Below are 19,316 nucleotides of genomic sequence, written 5' to 3'. Positions count from 1 at the left end.
TTGTCAGCGGCGTGGTGTGAAATGGACCTCCGACCAGGACGGGGTACGGAGGAGGAGGCCGCGGTGCTGAGCGAACCCCTGAAGAAGGTCCTCGGACCGGCCACCGCCAAGGTGATGGCCGAGGCCCTCGACCTGCACACCGTCGGCGACCTCCTGCACCACTACCCGCGCCGGTACGCCGAGCGGGGCGAGCTGACCGCGCTGGCCGACCTGCCGCTGGACGAGCACGTCACGGTCGTCGCGCAGGTCGCGGACGCGCGCCTGCACACGTACGGCGGCCCCCAGGGCCGCGGCCAGCGGCTGGAGGTGACCATCACCGACGGCAGCGGCCGGCTGCGCCTGGTCTTCTTCGGCAAGGGCGTTCACAAGCCCCACAAGGAACTCCTGCCGGGCACGCGCGCGATGTTCGCCGGCAAGGTGTCCCTCTTCAACCGGCGGCTCCAGCTCGCCCACCCCGCCTACGAACCGCTGCGCGGCGACAGCGACGAGGCGGTGGACACCTGGGCCGGCGCCCTCATCCCGATCTACCCGGCCACCACCAAACTGGAGTCCTGGAAGATCGCCAAGGCCGTCGACGCGGTCCTGCCGCGCGTCCACGACGCCGTCGACCCGCTGCCCCCCGCCCTGCGGGAGGGCCGCGGCCTCACCGACCTGCCCGACGCCCTCCGCAAGATCCACCGCCCGCGCACCAAGGCGGACGTCGCCGACGCCCGCGAACGGCTCAAGTGGGACGAGGCGTTCGTCCTCCAGGTCGCGCTCGCCCGCCGCCGGTACGCCGACACGCAGTTGCCCGCCGTCCCCCGCGAGCCCGTCCCCGACGGCATCCTCGACGCCTTCGACGCCCGCCTGCCGTTCACCCTCACCGACGGCCAGCGCGCGGTCTCCAAGGAGATCTTCGACGACCTCGCCACCGACCACCCCATGCACCGCCTCCTCCAGGGCGAGGTCGGCAGCGGGAAGACGATGGTGGCCCTGCGCGCCATGCTCGCCGTGGTCGACGCCGGAGGGCAGGCCGCCCTGCTCGCCCCGACCGAGGTGCTCGCCCAGCAGCACCACCGGTCCATCACCGAGATGATGGGCGACCTGGCCCAGGGAGGGATGCTCGGCGGCGCCGAACACGCCACCAAGGTCGTCCTGCTCACCGGCTCCATGGGCGCCGCCGCCCGCCGCCGGGCGCTCCTCGACCTGGCCACGGGCGAGGCCGGCATCGTCGTCGGCACGCACGCCCTGATCGAGGACAAGGTCAGGTTCCACGACCTCGGCCTCGTCGTCGTCGACGAGCAGCACCGCTTCGGCGTCGAACAGCGCGACGCCCTGCGCGGCAAGGGCAAGCAGCCGCCCCACCTGCTGGTCATGACCGCCACGCCCATCCCGCGCACGGTCGCGATGACCGTCTTCGGCGACCTGGAGACCTCCGTCCTCGACCAGCTCCCGGCCGGCCGCTCACCGATCGCCACCCACGTCGTGCCCGCCCAGGACAAGCCGCACTTCCTCGCCCGCGCCTGGGAGCGCGTCCGCGAGGAGGTCGAGGGCGGCCACCAGGCGTACGTCGTGTGCCCCCGCATCGGCGACGACGAGGACGAGCCGGGGGGCGGCGGCAAGGCCGCCGCGAAGAAGGCGCAGAGCGACGAGGAGGCCGCCGGGAAGCGGCCGCCCCTCGCCGTCACCGACGTGGCCGCACAGCTCGCCCGGGGGCCCCTCGCGGGCCTGCGCGTGGAGGTCCTGCACGGCAGGATGCACCCCGACGACAAGGACGCCGTCATGCGCCGCTTCGCCGCCGGCGAGGTCGACGTGCTCGTCGCGACCACCGTCATCGAGGTCGGTGTCAACGTCCCCAACGCCACCGCCATGGTCATCATGGACGCGGACCGGTTCGGCGTGTCCCAGTTGCACCAGCTGCGAGGGCGCGTCGGCCGCGGCTCCGCGCCCGGACTGTGCCTCCTCGTCACCGACATGCCCGAGGCCGCCCCCGCCCGGCAGCGGCTGGCCGCCGTCGCCGCCACCCTGGACGGCTTCGAGCTCTCCCGCATCGACCTCGAACAGCGCCGTGAGGGCGACGTCCTCGGCCAGGCCCAGTCCGGCGCCCGCTCCTCCCTGCGCGTGCTCACCGTCATCGAGGACGAGGAGGTCATCGCCGCCGCCCGCGCCGAGGCCACCGCGGTGGTCGCCGCCGACCCCGACCTGGAGCACCTGCCGGAGCTGCGCACGGCGCTCGACGCGCTGCTCGACGCGGAGCGCGAGCAGTACCTGGAGAAGGGGTGACACGCCCCCGGTCCCGCCGACCCATATCGTGGAGTCGACGCACGCCCGCGAACGACCGACAAGGACTGACATGACCCGCGTGATCGCCGGAGCGGCCGGCGGACGCCGCCTGGCCGTGCCGCCGGGCAACGGCACCCGCCCCACCTCGGACCGGGCGCGCGAGGGCCTGTTCTCCACCTGGCGGTCGCTCCTGGGCACGCTCGACGGCATCCGCGTCGCCGACCTGTACGCCGGGTCCGGCGCGGTCGGCCTGGAGGCCCTGTCGCGGGGCGCCGCGCACGCCCTGCTCGTCGAGGCCGACGCCCGCGCCGCCCGCACGGTCCGGGAGAACGTCCGCGCGCTCGGACTGCCCGGCGCCGAGGTCCGCGGCGGCAGGGCCGAGCAGGTCGTCGCGGGGCCCGCGCCCGCCGAGCCGTACGACGCGGTCTTCCTCGACCCGCCGTACGCCGTCTCCGACGACGATCTTCGCGAGATACTCCTCACACTCCGCGCCCGGGGCTGGCTCGCGACGGACGCCCTCGTCACCGTGGAGCGCAGCACCAGAGGCGGGGAATTCGGCTGGCCGGAGGGGTTCGAGCCGCTGCGGGCCCGTCGCTACGGCGAGGGAACGTTTTGGTACGGTCGCGCCGCCTCTACGTGCGAAGACGCACCATGACCGGACCGGAGAGCGAGGGACTTCAGTTGCGCCGAGCAGTCTGTCCGGGGTCATTCGACCCCATCACCAACGGACACCTCGACATCATCGCCCGAGCCTCCAAGCTGTACGACGTCGTGCACGTGGCCGTGATGATCAACAAGTCCAAGCAGGGCCTGTTCACCGTCGAGGAGCGGATGGACCTCATCCGCCGGGTCACCGCCGAGTACGACAACGTGGTGGTCGAGTCGCACCACGGCCTCCTCGTCGACTTCTGCAAGGAGCGCGACATCCCGGCCATCGTGAAGGGCCTGCGCGCGGTCAGCGACTTCGACTACGAGCTCCAGATGGCCCAGATGAACAACGGCCTCACGGGCGTCGAGACGCTGTTCGTACCGACCAATCCCACGTACAGCTTCCTCTCCTCCTCGCTGGTCAAGGAGGTCGCGGCGTGGGGCGGCGACGTCTCGCACCTGCTGCCGCCGACCGTGCACGAGGCGCTGGTCGCGCGGCTCCGCGAGAAGTGATCCCCTGACGGCCCGGCGGGAGCGCCCCGGGCGGGCGGGACCGGGCCCGGGGGATCGGTGTCGAAGGGGGCCCGACTGGCCGTACAGTCGTCCCGTCCGTCTTCCCATCCGGCTGTAGAGAGTGGCGAGCACACGGTGGACGTGCAGAAGAAGCTCGACGACATCGTCGAGACGGTCGGGAACGCCCGTTCCATGCCCATGTCGGCCTCCTGCGTGGTGAACCGCGCCGAACTGCTCGCGATGCTGGAAGAGGTCCGCCAGGCCCTCCCGGGCTCCCTCGCCCGGGCGCAGGAGCTGATCGGCGGCCGCGAGCAGTTGGTCGAGGAGGCCCGCCGGGAGGCCGAGCGGATCATCGCGGCCGCCCACGCCGAGCGCGGCTCCCTGATCTCCGACAGCCAGGTCGCCCGCCAGTCCCAGGAGGAGGCCGACCGCATCCTCGCGGAGGCCCGCCGGGAGGCCGAGGAGATCCGCGCCGAGGCCGACGACTACGTCGACTCCAAGCTCGCCAACTTCGAGGTCGTCCTCACCAAGACCATCGGCTCCGTCGACCGGGGCCGCGAGAAGCTCCTCGGCCGCGGCCCGGGCCTCGACGAGCGGGGGTACGCCGACGAGGACGCCCCCGAGTACAGCTCCGACCCGCGGACCCTCGTCCAGCGCGCCGACGCGTACGTGGACGCCAAGCTGAGCGCCTTCGAGGCGGTCCTCAGCAAGACCCTGGAGGCCGTCGGCCGCGGCCGGCAGAAGCTCCACGGGCGGACCGCCACGGACGCCCTCGGCGAGCACATGGCGGCGCAGGACGCCGCGGGCCCGCAGCAGCCGCACACCAGCGACGCCGACTACCTGGCGGGCCTCGCCGAGCTCGCCGACCCCCAGCCGGCCGCCGCGGCCGTCCCGCCGCAGGCGCCCCCGCAGGCCCCGCCGCCCGTGCACCAGCCGGACCCGTACGGCTACCCGGCGCAGCAGCCGCAGGACGCCTACGCCTACCAGCAGGACCCCTACGCGTACCACCAGCAGGGGTACGACCAGGGCGGCTACGCCCACGGCTACGGCGCCGAGCCCGACCCGTACGCCTACCAGCAGCCCCAGGCCGTACCCGCCCCGCAGGTGCCGCACCAGCAGGCGGCGGCGCTCGACGAGACCAGCTTCTTCGACACGAGCATGATCGACCTGGAGCAGTTGCGCCGCTACGAGCAGGGCCACTGACCCTTCCCCGGCGGCCGTCGCCGGGGGCCGAGACCGGCCGATTGGGTCCTGGGCGAAGCGTCCAGTATCCTGGCTGTTCGGTCGCGAGTACGTCCGCGATCCTGGCTGCCCGCTTCGCCGTACGGCACGGACGGTGCGGCCCCCTCCCGATCCCGAAAGCAGGAAGAGCCCTGAGTACGCGCCTCGACCACCGCAACCCCCTCGTGTTCGACACGCACGAGCTGGGGCGGCGTCCCGGTGCCCTCCAGCGGCTCACCCGCGAGGTGGCGGCCCCCGTCGACCTCGGTATCGACGGAGTCATCGGCGTACCGGAGGGCTCGCCCGTCGAGCTCGAACTCCGCCTCGAGTCGGTCATGGAAGGGGTGCTCGTCACGGGCACCGCCCGTGCGTCGGCCGAGGGGGAGTGCGTAAGGTGTCTGGAGCCGCTGCGCCGAGAGGTCGTGGCGGACTTCCAGGAGATGTTCTCGTACCCCGACACCGACGACCGGGGCCGCCGTGCGGCATCGGGCGACGATGCCGAGGACGACGAGGACGTCACCCCCCTCGAGGACGGCATGTTCGACCTCGAACCCGTGCTGCGTGACGCGGTGGTGCTCGCACTGCCGATGCAGCCGGTGTGCCGGGAGGACTGTGCGGGACTGTGCCCCGAGTGCGGGGTCAACCTGAACGACGACCCGGACCACCACCACGACGCCGTCGACATTCGTTGGGCGGCACTGCAGGGACTCGCCGGTTCACTCGGGACCGACGAGAAGGACGACATGAGCGGCGCCGAACCGGGCGTCGACGAGAAGCAGGAGAAGTAGCCGTGGCTGTTCCGAAGCGGAAGATGTCGCGCAGCAACACGCGCCACCGCCGGTCGCAGTGGAAGGCTGCGGTCCCCACCCTGGTTTCGTGCGAGCGTTGCCAGGAGCCGAAGCAGCAGCACATCGCGTGCCCCAGCTGCGGCACGTACAACAAGCGCCAGGTCCTCGCGGTCTGAGCGGCTGGTGAGAGGCACCGTGTCTAGCCACAAAACGGCGGATGACGCCAGGAAGCAGGCGGAGAACACGGCCTCGTCCCACACGCTTCTGGAAGGGCGGCTCGGCTACCAGGTCGAGTCCGCCCTTCTGGTGCGTGCGCTGACCCACCGTTCGTACGCGTACGAGAACGGCGGCCTGCCCACCAACGAGCGGCTGGAGTTCCTCGGGGACTCCGTGCTCGGCCTGGTGGTCACGGACACGCTGTACCGCACCCACCCGGACCTGCCCGAAGGCCAGTTGGCCAAGTTGCGGGCCGCGGTGGTCAACTCGCGTGCGCTGGCGGAGGTGGGCCGCGGGCTCGACCTGGGCTCCTTCATCCGGCTCGGCCGCGGTGAAGAGGGCACGGGCGGCCGGGACAAGGCGTCCATCCTCGCCGACACCCTCGAAGCGGTGATCGGCGCCGTCTATCTCGACCAGGGCCTCGAAGCGGCGTCCGAGCTGGTCCACCGGCTCTTCGACCCGCTGATCGAGAAGTCCTCGAACCTCGGTGCGGGCCTGGACTGGAAGACCAGTCTCCAGGAGCTGACCGCGTCCGAAGGTCTCGGAGTGCCGGAGTACCTCGTCACCGAGATGGGCCCGGACCACGAGAAGACCTTCACTGCTGCTGCCCGCGTCGGTGGTGTCTCGTACGGCACCGGCACCGGCCGCAGCAAGAAGGAAGCGGAGCAGCAGGCGGCGGAGTCCGCGTGGCGCGCCATCCGCGCGGCCGCCGACGAACGCGAGGCGGCGGCGAAGGAGGCCGCGTCCACCGCGGCCGCGGCCACCGCGACCGTCACGTCCGCGACCACCACGGCCGCGCAGGCCCCGGCCGACGCGGCCTCCGCTGATCCGGCGACGGCCGACCCGGCGACGGCCGACCCGGCCACGGCCGACTCGGCCACGGCCTGACACTCCGGCCCGGGCGGGACGGGCGGGACCGCCGCGGTCCCGCCCGCCGCCCGGACCCGTGACCTGCCGTGCCTCCGGTGGCCGCCCCGCTCGGGCCGGCCGCCGGAGCCGCGTCGGCGCTCCCGCGCTTCCGCCCCACCGTTCTCCGACAGGAGGAGTGCCGTGCCCGAGTTGCCCGAGGTCGAAGTCGTTAGGCGGGGCCTCGAACGCTGGGTGAGCGGGCGTACCGTCGCCGCCGTCGAGGTGCTGCACCCGCGTGCCGTGCGGCGGCACCTCGGGGGCGGACCCGACTTCGCGGCGCGCCTCACCGGCCACCGCGTCGGCGTCGCGCGGCGGCGCGGCAAGTACCTGTGGCTGCCGCTCGACGACACCGACGCCTCCGTCCTCGGCCACCTCGGCATGAGCGGCCAGCTCCTCGTCCAGCCCGAAGGCGCCCCCGACGAGAAGCACCTGCGCGTCCGCATACGCTTCGACGATGCTCTCGGCACCGAGCTGCGCTTCGTCGACCAGCGGACCTTCGGCGGGCTGTCCCTCCACGACAACGCCCCCGACGGCCTACCCGACGTCATCGCGCACATCGCCCGCGACCCGCTGGACCCGGCGTTCGACGACGCCGCCTTCCACGCGGCACTGCGGCTGCGCCGCACCACCGTCAAACGCGCCCTGCTCGACCAGAGCCTGATCAGCGGCGTCGGCAACATCTACGCGGACGAGGCGCTTTGGCGCTCCCGCCTCCACTACGACCGCCCGACCGCCCTGCTCACCCGCCCCCGCGCGTACGAACTGCTCGGCCACGTCCGGGACGTGATGAACGCGGCGCTCGCGGCCGGCGGGACCAGCTTCGACAGCCTGTACGTCAACGTGAACGGCGAATCCGGCTACTTCGACCGGTCGCTCGACGCGTACGGGCGCGAGGGCGAGCCCTGCCGGCGCTGCGGCACCCCGATGCGCCGCCGCCCGTGGATGAACCGGTCCAGCTACTTCTGCCCGCGCTGCCAGCGCCCGCCCCGCCCGACGGCGCCCCGCCTCTGAACGCCCGCCCGGTGGCTCCCGTGTGTGAGCGTCCGCCTGGTGGCGCCCGGCGCTGAGCGCCCGTCTGGCTCGGGGCTCCGTGTCCGAGCGCCTGCCCCCGCCCGGCGGTTCCCGTGTCCGAGCGCCTGCCCCGCCCGGCGGTCCGGGCGGACGCCGTCACGCGGACGCGTCGCCCCGCGCCGAGTCGTACCGCTCGCGCGCCGCGAGGATCCGCGGCATCCGGTCCTCCAGCAGGCGGATGAGGCACAGCAGCCGCTCCGCGACCTCCCGGCCGAGCGGCGTCAGCTCGTAGTCGACGCGCGGCGGGTTCGTCGGCTGCGCCTCCCGGTGGACCAGCCCGTCCCGCTCCAGCGCGTGCAGCGTCTGCGAGAGCATCTTCTCGCTGACGCCGTCCACCCGCCTGCGCAACTCGTTGAAGCGGAGGCTGCCCTCGTACAGCGCCCCCAGGGTGAGGCCGCCCCAACGGCCGGTGACGTGCTCCAGCGTGCCCCGGGACGGGCAGTACCTGGCGAACACGTCGAAGGCGAGGTCCTCGTCACGCGCCACGTTGTCCGATGCTGCTGTTTCTGCCATGAAACCACCATACTCGGCCACAGCGCTTACTGTTTGCTTGCGATTTCTAAAAGTTAGCGCATAGCCTCAGGGGTGCGTCGCCCCCGGGCCCCGGGGGAGCCGGTACGCGGCGGAGCACGACCCCGAGCCAGGAGAGCGCGCATGACCATCCCCCTCATCTCGATCGCCTACCACTCCGGCTACGGCCACACCGCCGTCCTCGCCGAAGCCGTCCGGGACGGTGCTGCGGGCGCCGGCGCCGTCGTCCACCTGCTCAAGGTCGACGCCCTGACGGAGGCGGAGTGGGAACTGCTCGACGCCTCCGACGCCCTCGTCTTCGGCTCGCCCACGTACATGGGCACGGCCTCCGGCGCCTTCCACGCCTTCGCCGAGTCCACCTCCGGCCGCTGGGCCACCGGCGCCTGGCGGGACAAGCTGGCGGCCGGCTTCACCAACTCCGCCTCCAAGAGCGGCGACAAGTTCCACACCCTGCAGTACTTCCAGGTACTGGCCGCCCAGCACGGCATGCACTGGATCAACCTCGGGCTCGGGCCCGGCTGGAACTCCAGCACCGGCTCGGAGAACGACCTCAACCGCCTCGGCTTCTTCACCGGTGCGAGCGCCCAGTCCAACAGCGACGAAGGGCCGGAGGCAGTGCACAAGGCGGACATCGCGACGGCCGAGCACCTGGGCCGCCGCGTCGCGGAGACCGCCCGCGTCTTCACGACGGGCCGAGCGGCCGTGAACGCCACCACTGAAGCCTGATCCCTCGCCCGCTTCCACCACGGCAGAGGCCCCGCGCGCCCCCGGCGCCCTTCCCGGCGCCCAGGACGCCCCGACCGAACCGCGCCCGCCCATCAAACGGCACGGAACCGGCCGTACCTCCGCCCACCCGCGGACTTCTTCAGAAGCCGAAGTTCTGGGTCCACCACGGGCCGCCGCCGGCGATGTGGACGCCGACGCCCAGGCGGGTGAAGTCGCAGTTCAGGATGTTCGCGCGGTGGCCGTCGCTGTTCATCCACGCCTCCATCACGGCCGCCGCGTCGGCCTGGCCGCGGGCGATGTTCTCGCCGCCCAGGCCCTCGACACCCGCCTGCGCGGCCCGCTCCCAGGGGCCGTCGCCGTCCGGGTCCGTGTGGGAGAAGAAGTCCCGCGCCGCCATGTCCTGGCTGAACGCACGCGCCAGGTCGCCCAGCTCCGTCGACGCGCGGACCGGGCTGCAGCCCACCTTGGCGCGCTCCTGGTTGACCAGTGCGAGCACCGCGGCCTCCGCCGCGACGGCCCGGCTCGTCACCGACGTACCCGAGGGGGTCGACGCCCGCGAGGGGACCGGCGCGGCGGTCCTCTCTGGCGCGGGCGCCTTCGCACGGGGCGGGGCCGGGGGCGTCTTCGTCCGCACCGGCGCCGGGGGTGCCGCCTTCGTCCGCGCGGGCGAGGACGAAGGGGCGGACGGACTGGGGGAGGGGGCCTTCGAGGGGGTCTTCGAAGGGGCCACCGGAGAAGGCGACGTGCTCGGCGCGGCCGACGTACTCGGTGCGGCCGGCGTGGCCGACGCGGCCGGCGTCCCGGTGCTCGGTACGGCGTCGGCGCGGCCCTGCGCGTCCAGCTCCGGTGCGTTGGAGGAACGTATCTGCTCCTGCGGCGCACCGCTGCCGACCGTGAACGTCCCGCCGCCGGGCAGGACCCCCGACGTCACCGCGACGGCGCCCACCGCCATGGCGGCCGAAGCGCCGAGCAGTCCTCCGCGGAGGGGCAGCGCCCGCTTCTTCCGCCGCGCCGCCCGGTGCCCGCGGGGCGCGCCGGCCGCGTGCTCGTCGGCGGCGGGTGCGGCGCCCGAGCGTCGATGGCGTCCCATCTGCTCTGCCTCCTGCTGCTGCGTCCTGCGCTGCTGTCTTCGGTCCTGAGCCCCGGGGCCGCCGGGATGCACCCGAACGGGTGAAGCTCATTGGGTGGGGACTGTACGCCATGACACGCGGGGGCGAAGTGCCGCCGGAATGATCGGCCGGTTAGCGTGCAGCCATGAACGACGAGGCACGGCTCACGGCATGGGTACGCGGACGGGTACAGGGAGTGGGCTTCCGCTGGTTCACCAGGGCGAACGCCCTGGAGATCGGCGGCCTCACCGGATTCGCCCTGAACCTCGACGACGGCCGCGTCCAGGTCGTCGCCGAAGGCCCGCGTGAGAATTGCCACCGTCTTCTGGACTGGCTGCGCTCGGGCGACACACCCGGACGCGTCGACGGGGTCACTGAGATCTGGGACACGCCGCGCGGCGGATACGAAGGCTTCGAGGTCCGCTGAAAGGGCGCCGGCGCACCCCTCATTCCGGGGCGCACGAGGCATTCGCAAGCGCCCCCGCCGGTCGTCCGCCCTCTTGTGGGGGACAGAAATGACCAGGTGATTGCCGAGAAGGGGTTGTGGTGCCGGTTCCGGCGCGGAAGGATGATCTCTACGCCCTTCCGGGCACCGCGCGCGAGGCGCCGCCGCACGTTCAGCGGCAGCGGCGCTCCCGGTCGCCTGTTGATCCGGGGCGTGATCGTGTTGACCGTCAAACTTTTTGGTGAGACCCTGGAAGCCCCGCGCACCTTAGTTGTTCGGCGGTAGGAACCGCAGCGGCATCCCTCCCGTCGGGCACCGCGGGTGCGAATCCCTCACGACCCACACCGCTTCGGTCGGTCACTCAGTGTGGAGGACCATCCATCATGGCAAAGGCGCTTCTCGGTTATGTCGGCGGTACCGACCCGCGACTGCTCGCCGAGATGCGACGGCTTCAGCAGCGCGTCCAGGACCTGGAGTCCGAGCTGGTCCGGATCCAGTCCGAGAACGACGCGCTCGCCGCTGCCGCCGCTCATCGCGAGCCGCTGCTCGACGGCATCGACATCGACGTACCCAAGGGCGAGCCTGCGCTCACCTGACCCCCGCCGGGGAACCCCGTAGCACTTGGGCCTGCGGGACGGTGAGAAACACTCTCGCGAACAGATATGCAAGGGACGCTTCGGCGTCCCTTCTTTCTTTTCCACTCCCCTGTTCACCCGCGTGTCCCCCGTCGTACGCGGCGCGCTTACCGACTGATCTGCCCTCCTCGTTCACCGGCCAAACGAAACCCGCCCGGTAGAGTCCCGGAGCGTGCACCTCAAGGCCCTGACCCTCCGCGGTTTCAAATCGTTCGCCTCCGCCACCACCCTGCGATTCGAACCGGGCATCACCTGCGTCGTCGGCCCCAACGGCTCCGGAAAGTCCAATGTCGTCGACGCGCTCTCCTGGGTCATGGGCGAACAGGGGGCGAAATCCCTGCGCGGCGGCAAGATGGAAGACGTGATCTTCGCCGGGACGACCGGCCGACCGCCCCTCGGGCGGGCCGAGGTGTCCCTCACGGTCGACAACTCCGACGGCGCCCTCCCGATCGATTACGCGGAAGTCACCCTCACGCGGATCATGTTCCGCAACGGCGGCAGCGAATACCAGATCAACGGCGACACCTGCCGCCTCCTGGACTTCCAGGAACTCCTCAGCGACTCCGGAATCGGCCGCGAGATGCACGTCATCGTCGGTCAGGGCCAGCTCGACTCCGTCCTCCACGCCGACCCCATGGGCCGCCGCGCCTTCATCGAGGAGGCCGCCGGCGTCCTCAAGCACCGCAAGCGCAAGGAGAAGGCGCTGCGGAAGCTCGACGCCATGCAGGCCAACCTCGCCCGCGTCCAGGACCTCGCCGACGAACTGCGCCGCCAGCTCAAGCCCCTCGGCCGGCAGGCCGCCGTCGCCCGCCGCGCCGCCGTCATCCAGGCCGAGCTGCGCGACACGAGGCTGCGGCTCCTCGCCGACGACCTCGTACGACTCCGCGAGGCACTGGAGGCCGAACTCGCCGACGAGGCCGCGCTCAAGGAGCGCAAGGAACGCGCCGAGGCCGAGCTGGGGGCCGCCCTCGCCCACGAGGCCGCCCTGGAGGAGGAGGTGCGGCGCCTGGCGCCCCGCCTCCAGCGGGCCCAGCACACCTGGTACGAGCTGTCGCGGCTCGTCGAGCGGGTGCGCGGCACCGTCTCCCTGGCCGACGCCCGCGTCACGAGCGCCACCGCCCGGCCCGTCGAGGAGAGCCGCGGCCGCGACCCCGAGGACCTGGAGCGGGAGGCCGCCCGCGTACGGGAGCAGGAGGCGGAGCTGGCGGCCGCCCTGGAGGCCGCCGAACAGGCCCTGGAGGACACCGTCGCCCACCGCGCCGAACTGGAGCGGGCCCTCGCCGCCGAGGAGCGCCGCCTCAAGGACGCCGCCCGTGCCGTCGCCGACCGCCGCGAGGGCCTCGCCCGCCTGACCGGCCAGGTGGGCGCCGCCCGCTCCCGCGCCGCCGCCGCCCAGGCCGAGATCGACCGGCTGACCGCCGCCCGCGACGAGGCGCGGGAACGCGCCGCCGCCGCCCAGGAGGAGTACGAGCGGCTCCGGGCCGAGGTCGACGGCCTCGACGCCGACGACGCCGAACGCGCCGCCGCCCACGAGACCGCCCGGCGCGAACTGGCCGACGCCGAGGCCGCGCTCGCCGCGGCCCGCGAGGCCGCCACCGACGCCGAGCGCCGCCGCGCCGCCACCCGCGCCCGGCACGACGCCCTCGCCCTCGGCATGCGCCGCAAGGACGGCACCGGCGCCCTCCTCGATGCGGCCGGCCGGCTCACCGGGCTCCTCGGCCCCACCGCCGAACTCCTCACCGTCACCCCGGGCCACGAGGTTCCGCTCGCCGCCGCCCTCGGCGCCGCCGCCGACGCCCTCGCCGTGAAGGGCCCCGCGGACGCCGCCGAGGCGATCCGGCTGCTGCGCAAACAGGACGCCGGCCGCGCCGCCCTCCTCGTCGCGGGTCCGCCCGGCCCGCCCGGCGGGGAGTGCCCCGCCCTCCCGGACGGCGCTGCGTACGCCGCCGACCTGGTGCGCGGCCCCGACGACCTGATGCCCGCCGTACGGCGCCTGCTGCGGGACGTCGTGGTCGTCGCCACCCTGGAGGACGCCGAGGACCTGGTGCGCGCGCGGCCCGGGCTCACCGCCGTCACCGCCGACGGCGACCTGCTGGCGGCGCACTTCGCGCATGGCGGCTCCGCCGGGGCGCCCAGCCTCCTGGAGGTCCGGGCGTCCGTCGACGAGGCCGCCGCCGAGCTGGCCGAACTGGCCGTACGGTGCGAGGAGCTCGCCGAGCGGGAGGAGCGGGCCGCCGCGCACCGCCGGGCGTGCGCCGCCCGGGTCGAGGAGCTGGGGGAGCGGCGCCGGGCCGCCGACCGGGAGAAGTCGGCCGTCGCCCAGCGGCTCGGAGGGCTCGCCGGGCAGGCCAGGGGCGCCGCCGGAGAGGCCGAACGGGCCGCCGCCGCCGTGGCCCGTGCCCAGGAGGCCCTCGACCGGGCCGCCGAGGAGGCCGAGGAACTGGCCGAACGGCTGCGCGTCGCCCAGGAGGCCCCCGTCGAGGAGGAGCCCGACACCTCCGTACGGGACCGGCTCGCCGCCGACGGGGCCAACGCCCGCCAGACCGAGATGGAGGCCCGCCTCCAGCTCCGCACCCACGAGGAACGCGCCAAGGGCCTCGCAGGGCGGGCCGACTCCCTCGACCGCGCCGCCCGCGCCGAGCGCGAGGCCCGCGCCCGCGCCGAGCAGCGCCGCGCCCGGCTGCGCCACGAGGCGGCGGTCGCCGAGGCCGTCGCCTCCGGCGCCCGGCAGATGCTCGCGCACATCGAGGTGTCCCTCGTCCGCGCCGAACGGGAGCGGTCCGCGGCCGAGACCGCCAGGGCCGCCCGCGAGCAGGACCTGGCCGCCGCCCGCGCGCGGGGCCGGGACCTCAAGGCCGAGCTGGACAAGCTGACGGACTCGGTGCACCGCGGGGAGGTCCTCGGCGCCGAGAAGCGGCTGCGCATCGAACAGGTGGAGGGCCGCGCCCTGGAGGAGCTGGGGGTGGATCCGGCGGCGCTCGTCGCCGAGTACGGCCCCGACCAGCCCGTGCCGCCCCCGCCGCCCGCCGACGGCGAGCAGCCGGCCGAGGACCCGGACGGCGCGCCGGGCCGGCCCTTCGTCCGCGCCGAGCAGGAGAAGCGACTCAGGGCCGCCGAACGGGCGTATCAGCAGCTCGGAAAGGTGAATCCGCTCGCCCTTGAGGAGTTCGCGGCGCTGGAGGAGCGGCACAGGTTCCTCTCCGAGCAGCTGGACGACCTGAAGAAGACCCGCGCGGACCTCCTCCAGGTGGTGAAGGAGGTCGACGAGCGGGTCGAGCAGGTCTTCACCGAGGCGTTCCGGGACACGGCGCGCGAGTTCGAGGGCGTCTTCTCGCGGCTGTTCCCGGGGGGCGAGGGACGGCTCGTGCTGACCGACCCGGACGACATGCTGACCACGGGCGTGGACGTCGAGGCACGCCCGCCCGGCAAGAAGGTCAAGCGGCTGTCGCTGCTGTCCGGCGGCGAGCGGTCGCTGACGGCCGTCGCCCTGCTCGTGTCCATCTTCAAGGCGCGCCCCAGCCCCTTCTACGTGATGGACGAGGTGGAGGCCGCGCTCGACGACACCAACCTCCAGCGGCTCATCCGGATCATGCAGGAGCTCCAGGAGAGCTCGCAGCTGATCGTCATCACCCACCAGAAGCGGACGATGGAGATCGCGGACGCGCTCTACGGGGTGTCGATGCAGGGCGACGGGGTATCGAAGGTCGTGAGCCAGAGGCTCCGCTGATACAACCACATGATCAACTTCAACTTTTGAACACAAGTGGCTGAGATGTGCGCTCCAAGTCACAGGAGACGAACTATTGACTTCGAAACTTGAAGGCATAGTCTCGGCAACGTTGTTTTCACCTTCAAGTGGTGGGCGGCGTGAGGTTGTGCGCCACTGGAAGGGCTCGCCCCCCATGCCCGGCGACGGTGCCGGGCCCAGGAGTACACGTTGACCAGCACCACGCAGCCCCCTGGGTCGGGAGCCCGGCAGGCCCACCCCGACCACCTCAGCCACGTCATCTTCATCACGGCCGCGGCCGCGATGGGCGGCTTCCTCTTCGGCTACGACAGCTCCGTCATCAACGGCGCCGTCGAGGCCATCCGGGACCGCTACGACATCGGCTCCGGCACCCTCGCCCAGGTCATCGCCATCGCTCTGATCGGGTGCGCCATCGGCGCCGCCACCGCCGGCCGGATCGCCGACCGCATCGGCCGCATCCGCTGCATGCAGATCGCCGCCGCCCTCTTCACGGTCAGCGCCGTGGGCTCCGCCCTGCCGTTCGCCCTGTGGGACCTCGCCTTCTGGCGCGTCGTCGGCGGCTTCGCCATCGGCATGGCCTCCGTCATCGGCCCCGCCTACATCGCGGAGGTCGCTCCCGCCGCGTACCGCGGCCGGCTCGGCGCCTTCCAGCAGGCCGCCATCGTCATCGGCATCGCCGTCTCCCAGCTGGTCAACTGGGCCATCCTCAACCTCGCCGACGGCGACCAGCGCGGCGAGATCGCCGGCCTGGAGGCCTGGCAGTGGATGCTCGGCGTCATGGTCGTGCCCGCCGTCCTCTACGGCCTGCTGTCCTTCGCCATCCCCGAGTCGCCCCGCTTCCTGATCTCCGTCGGCCGCAAGGACCGTGCCCGCGAGGTGCTCGCCGAGGTGGAGGGCCACAACGTCGACCTCGACGCGCGCGTGGCCGAGATCGAGACCGCCATGCACCGCGAGCACAAGTCCACCTTCAAGGACCTGCTCGGCGGCCGCTTCGCGTTCCTGCCGATCGTCTGGGTCGGCATCGGCCTGTCGGTCTTCCAGCAGCTCGTCGGCATCAACGTCGCCTTCTACTACTCCGCCACCCTGTGGCAGTCGGTCGGCGTCGACCCGTCCGGCTCGTTCTTCTACTCGTTCACCACGTCGATCATCAACATCGTCGGCACCGTGATCGCGATGATCCTGGTCGACCGGGTCGGCCGCAAGCCGCTCGCCCTCGTCGGCTCCGCCGGTATGGCCCTCGCCCTCGCCTTCGAGGCATGGGCCTTCTCCGCCGACCTCGTGGACGGCAAGCTCCCCGGCACCCAGGGCGTCGTCGCCCTGATCGCCGCCCACGCCTTCGTCCTCTTCTTCGCCCTCTCGTGGGGCGTGGTCGTCTGGGTCTTCCTCGGCGAGATGTTCCCCAACCGGATCCGCGCCGCCGCCCTCGGCGTCGCCGCCTCCGCCCAGTGGCTGGCCAACTGGCTCATCACCGCCAGCTTCCCGTCGCTCGCCGACTGGAACCTCTCCGGCACGTACATCCTCTACACGGTCTTCGCCGTGCTCTCCATCCCCTTCGTGCTCAAGTACGTGAAGGAGACCAAGGGCAAGGCGTTGGAGGAGATGGGCTAATCCCCGCTGCCCCTCTCCTCGATCTTCCGACTGCCCCGGCCCGCGCCTTCCGCGCGCCGGGGCAGTCGGCCGCGGTGCGCCCCCGCCGCCCCCGGTACGGCTGTCCCGGTGCGGCTGCCCCGGTACGGTCGCGCCCGGGCCCGGTCCGCGCCCGGAGGTCGGCACGGGCCCGGACCCCCACCCCCTCCTCCGTTCGCCGCACGACCGCCGAAACCAGGTGTCTCGGCACGAGGGCGCGGCAACGGTGTCGCGCATACTGGACGGACCATGGAATTCGTCATCCTTGCTGTAGTCATCGCCCTGGTCGCGGTCGGAGTGATCAGCGGCCTCGTCGTCGGCGGACGCCGGAAGAAGCAGCTGCCGCCGCCCGAGGCCCCGTCGACCACGCCGACCATCACCGCTCCGCCCGCCGAACCGCGCGTCGGCGAGGAGGCGGAGACACCCCGCGCGGAACCGCGCCGGACCATAGAGGAGGTCGACCTCCCGACGGCCGAGGAAGCCGTCGAGACGCCGGCCGCCGTCGAGGACCCGGTCGTCGCGGAGCCCCCGGTCCGCGAGATCGAGATCCCCGCGCCCACCGCCGGCCGGCTCGTCCGGCTGCGCGCCCGACTCGCCCGCTCCCAGAACTCCCTCGGCAAGGGCCTGCTCACGCTGCTCTCGCGCGACAACCTCGACGAGGAGACCTGGGAGGAGATCGAGGACACCCTCCTCACCGCCGACGTCGGCGTCACCCCCACCCAGGAGCTCGTGGAGCGCCTGCGGGAGCGTGTCCGGGTGCTCGGCACGCGTACGCCGGACGAACTGCGCACCCTGCTCCGCGAGGAGCTGCTCACCCTCGTCGGCACCGACTTCGACCGCTCCGTGAAGACGGAGGGCGGCCTGGAAACGCCGGGCGTCGTCATGGTCGTCGGCGTCAACGGCACCGGCAAGACCACGACGACCGGCAAGCTCGCCCGCGTCCTCGTCGCGGACGGCCGCTCCGTCGTGCTCGGCGCCGCGGACACGTTCCGCGCGGCCGCCGCCGACCAGCTCCAGACCTGGGGCGAGCGCGTCGGCGCCCGTACGGTGCGCGGCCCGGAGGGCGGCGACCCGGCGTCCATCGCGTACGACGCGGTGAAGGAGGGCATCGCGGAGGGCGCCGACGTGGTGCTCATCGACACCGCGGGACGCCTGCACACCAAGACCGGGCTCATGGACGAGCTCGGCAAGGTCAAGCGCGTCGTCGAGAAGCACGGCCCGCTCGACGAGGTCCTCCTCGTCCTGGACGCCACGACCGGCCAGAACGGCCTGATCCAGGCGCGCGTCTTCGCGGAGGTCGTCGACATCACCGGCATCGTCCTGACCAAGCTGGACGGCACGGCGAAGGGCGGCATCGTCATCGCCGTCCAGCGCGAGCTGGGCGTCCCGGTGAAGCTGGTCGGCCTCGGTGAGGGCGCGGACGACCTGGCCCCCTTCGAGCCGGAAGCCTTCGTCGACGCCCTGATCGGCGAGGGCGCCTGAGTACCTCCCACGAGCTCTCCCACGAGCTCTCCCGCGAGCGGGGCGGCCGGCCGGAACGCGCGCGAGCGCCCGGCGGGCCGCCCCGCCGCCGTTCACGGCGCGGCCCGCGGACGCGCGCGGGACCGCCGCGGAGGGCGAGTGTGCGGGACCGCGGCGCGCGGGGTCACGGGCGTACGCGCGTGGCGGGCGGGGCCGCGGGGCGGGCCGTGCCGGCCCGGCCGGCGGCTGGAGGGCTCGGCCTCCGGACGGCGGCCCGGCGGTCAGGCCGCGGTGGAGCGGTGGCTGATGTAGGCCAGGGTGCCCAGCAGCAGACGGGCCTGGGGGGCCGCGTGGCCGGCGTCCGGGCACGGGGGGCGCAGCCAGCGGACCGGGCCCAGGCCGCCGAGGTCGGACGGCGGGGCCGTGATCCAGGAACCGGGCCCCAGGCACCGCAGGTCCAGCTCCGCGTCGTCCCACCCCATCCGGTACAGCAGCCGCGGCAACTCCTCCGCCGCCCCCGGCGCCACGAGGAACTGCGCCCTCCCCGTCGGCGTCACGCACACCGGCCCCAGCGGCAGCCCCATACGCTCCAGCCGCACCAGCGCCCGCCGCCCCGCCGCCTCCGCGACCTCCAGCACGTCGAACGAGCGCCCGACGGGCAGCAGCAGCGACGCGCCCGGGTACTGCGACCACGCCGCGGCCACCTCGTCCAGCGACGCGCCCGCCGGCACCTCGGAGGCGAACCCCAGGGGGTGCGCCCCCGGCGCCGCGCACGACGCGTCCCCGCAGGAGCACTCGCCGGACACGGCCCGCGCCCCGGGCACCACGTCCCAGCCCCACAGGCCGGTGTACTCCGCGACCACGGTGCACTCCGCCGCCCGCGTCGCGCGGCGACGGGACCCTGACAACGTCAATCCGGCCAGCCCGGTGAAACCCGTCCACCCGGACCGCATCTCGCGGATGCGCGTGCCGCCGATCGTGAAGCCCATGCCCCCTCCAACGGGTCGATCTCGCCGGTGGTTACTATCTGGAGCCTAGCTGTGACTCTACGTCACTGCGCCTTCGTCCAGGGGGCGTACGGACGCCCGCACGGTGGTACGCGCACCATCCGCGCGCCACTTCGGGCCTCGATGCACCGGGCCCCCGATTGTCATGTGTCAAGTGAATCGCGCCCGGCGGTAGGAGAGTTCATTCGATGGGGTGGCGAATGGTGGCGTTTCTGTGAGCGGCCTCGCGAAGTCAGTGATCGTGAGGTTACTTTCGGTGCGCGAACCCCGGGTAGCGTCCGCGCCCGTGAGTATGCCGGAGGCAACACGGGTCCCGTCCGAAGGGCGCGGACCCCGGGCGCGGGCCCACGATCCACGGCATCCTGACCAGGGTTCGGCAACACGGAGATTCGGCGGATGG

Annotated in this window: 17 protein-coding genes; 14 read left to right on the top strand and 3 right to left on the bottom strand. The window is 73.2% G+C overall.

The window, feature by feature from the left end; translation table 11 throughout:
• Positions 1–21 precede the first annotated feature (21 nt).
• From recG to mutM, 8 genes are all read left to right on the top strand, one after another.
• Complete coding sequence (gene recG / locus RND61_RS17670; protein ID WP_315878940.1) at positions 22–2,262, top strand: ATP-dependent DNA helicase RecG; 2,241 nt, start codon at positions 22–24, stop codon at positions 2,260–2,262.
• Between the two features lie 70 nt (positions 2,263–2,332).
• On the top strand, positions 2,333–2,917 hold the full coding sequence (gene rsmD, locus RND61_RS17665) for a 16S rRNA (guanine(966)-N(2))-methyltransferase RsmD (protein ID WP_315878939.1): 585 nt from the start codon (positions 2,333–2,335) through the stop codon (positions 2,915–2,917).
• Positions 2,914–3,423 carry a pantetheine-phosphate adenylyltransferase gene (gene coaD, locus RND61_RS17660; protein ID WP_315878938.1) on the top strand — a complete coding sequence of 170 codons (510 nt, stop codon included), beginning with the start codon at positions 2,914–2,916 and terminating at the stop codon, positions 3,421–3,423. Before rsmD ends, coaD begins: the two co-directional genes overlap by 4 nt.
• A 135-nt stretch (positions 3,424–3,558) precedes the next feature.
• Entirely contained in the window at positions 3,559–4,626 is a 1,068-nt protein-coding gene (locus RND61_RS17655; protein ID WP_315878937.1) for an ATP synthase F0 subunit B, read from the top strand.
• Between the two features lie 203 nt (positions 4,627–4,829).
• Positions 4,830–5,432, top strand: coding sequence for a YceD family protein (locus tag RND61_RS17650; protein WP_315878936.1), 603 nt, complete (start codon positions 4,830–4,832; stop codon positions 5,430–5,432).
• Between the two features lie 2 nt (positions 5,433–5,434).
• Positions 5,435–5,608, top strand: coding sequence for a 50S ribosomal protein L32 (gene rpmF, locus RND61_RS17645; RefSeq protein ID WP_003957604.1), 174 nt, complete (start codon positions 5,435–5,437; stop codon positions 5,606–5,608).
• Between the two features lie 19 nt (positions 5,609–5,627).
• Positions 5,628–6,536 (top strand): ribonuclease III, encoded by a 909-nt coding sequence (rnc, locus tag RND61_RS17640; RefSeq protein ID WP_315878935.1) that lies wholly within the window; start codon positions 5,628–5,630, stop codon positions 6,534–6,536.
• 162 nt (positions 6,537–6,698) lie between these two features.
• Entirely contained in the window at positions 6,699–7,568 is an 870-nt protein-coding gene (mutM, locus tag RND61_RS17635; RefSeq protein ID WP_315878934.1) for a bifunctional DNA-formamidopyrimidine glycosylase/DNA-(apurinic or apyrimidinic site) lyase, read from the top strand.
• Between the two features lie 156 nt (positions 7,569–7,724).
• Here mutM and RND61_RS17630 read toward each other — a convergent pair whose 3' ends face one another.
• Positions 7,725–8,141, bottom strand: a complete 417-nt coding sequence (locus RND61_RS17630) for a winged helix-turn-helix transcriptional regulator (protein ID WP_315878933.1) — start codon at positions 8,139–8,141, stop codon at positions 7,725–7,727.
• A 141-nt stretch (positions 8,142–8,282) separates the two neighbouring features.
• Between RND61_RS17630 and RND61_RS17625 the strand changes: the two genes are divergently transcribed.
• Entirely contained in the window at positions 8,283–8,885 is a 603-nt protein-coding gene (locus RND61_RS17625) for a flavodoxin family protein (RefSeq protein WP_315878932.1), read from the top strand.
• 139 nt (positions 8,886–9,024) lie between these two features.
• Here the strand turns inward: RND61_RS17625 and RND61_RS17620 are convergent, their stop codons facing one another.
• Positions 9,025–9,975, bottom strand: a complete 951-nt coding sequence (locus RND61_RS17620; protein ID WP_315878931.1) for a CAP domain-containing protein — start codon at positions 9,973–9,975, stop codon at positions 9,025–9,027.
• Positions 9,976–10,139: 164 nt separating this feature from the next.
• Between RND61_RS17620 and RND61_RS17615 the strand changes: the two genes are divergently transcribed.
• From RND61_RS17615 to ftsY, 5 genes are all read left to right on the top strand, one after another.
• Complete coding sequence (locus RND61_RS17615; RefSeq protein ID WP_315878930.1) at positions 10,140–10,421, top strand: acylphosphatase; 282 nt, start codon at positions 10,140–10,142, stop codon at positions 10,419–10,421.
• A 401-nt stretch (positions 10,422–10,822) separates the two neighbouring features.
• Complete coding sequence (locus RND61_RS17610; protein WP_023586342.1) at positions 10,823–11,035, top strand: hypothetical protein; 213 nt, start codon at positions 10,823–10,825, stop codon at positions 11,033–11,035.
• Positions 11,036–11,246: 211 nt separating this feature from the next.
• Positions 11,247–14,801 (top strand): chromosome segregation protein SMC, encoded by a 3,555-nt coding sequence (gene smc, locus RND61_RS17605; RefSeq protein WP_315878929.1) that lies wholly within the window; start codon positions 11,247–11,249, stop codon positions 14,799–14,801.
• A gap of 210 nt (positions 14,802–15,011) precedes the next feature.
• Positions 15,012–16,430 (top strand): sugar porter family MFS transporter, encoded by a 1,419-nt coding sequence (locus RND61_RS17600; RefSeq protein WP_315878928.1) that lies wholly within the window; start codon positions 15,012–15,014, stop codon positions 16,428–16,430.
• Between the two features lie 267 nt (positions 16,431–16,697).
• Entirely contained in the window at positions 16,698–17,930 is a 1,233-nt protein-coding gene (ftsY, locus tag RND61_RS17595) for a signal recognition particle-docking protein FtsY (RefSeq protein ID WP_315878927.1), read from the top strand.
• A 260-nt stretch (positions 17,931–18,190) separates the two neighbouring features.
• Here ftsY and RND61_RS17590 read toward each other — a convergent pair whose 3' ends face one another.
• Positions 18,191–18,898: a bifunctional DNA primase/polymerase gene (locus tag RND61_RS17590; RefSeq protein WP_315878926.1), complete on the bottom strand. Its 708-nt coding sequence runs from the start codon at positions 18,896–18,898 to the stop codon at positions 18,191–18,193.
• Positions 18,899–19,316: the final 418 nt, after the last annotated feature.

Origin of the sequence: Streptomyces tamarix, assembly GCF_032423885.1 — a bacterium.
GTDB classification, from domain to species: domain Bacteria; phylum Actinomycetota; class Actinomycetes; order Streptomycetales; family Streptomycetaceae; genus Streptomyces; species Streptomyces tamarix.
The sequence above is the reverse complement of the archived record's forward strand: the minus strand, read 5'-3'. Positions and strand labels throughout refer to the sequence as shown.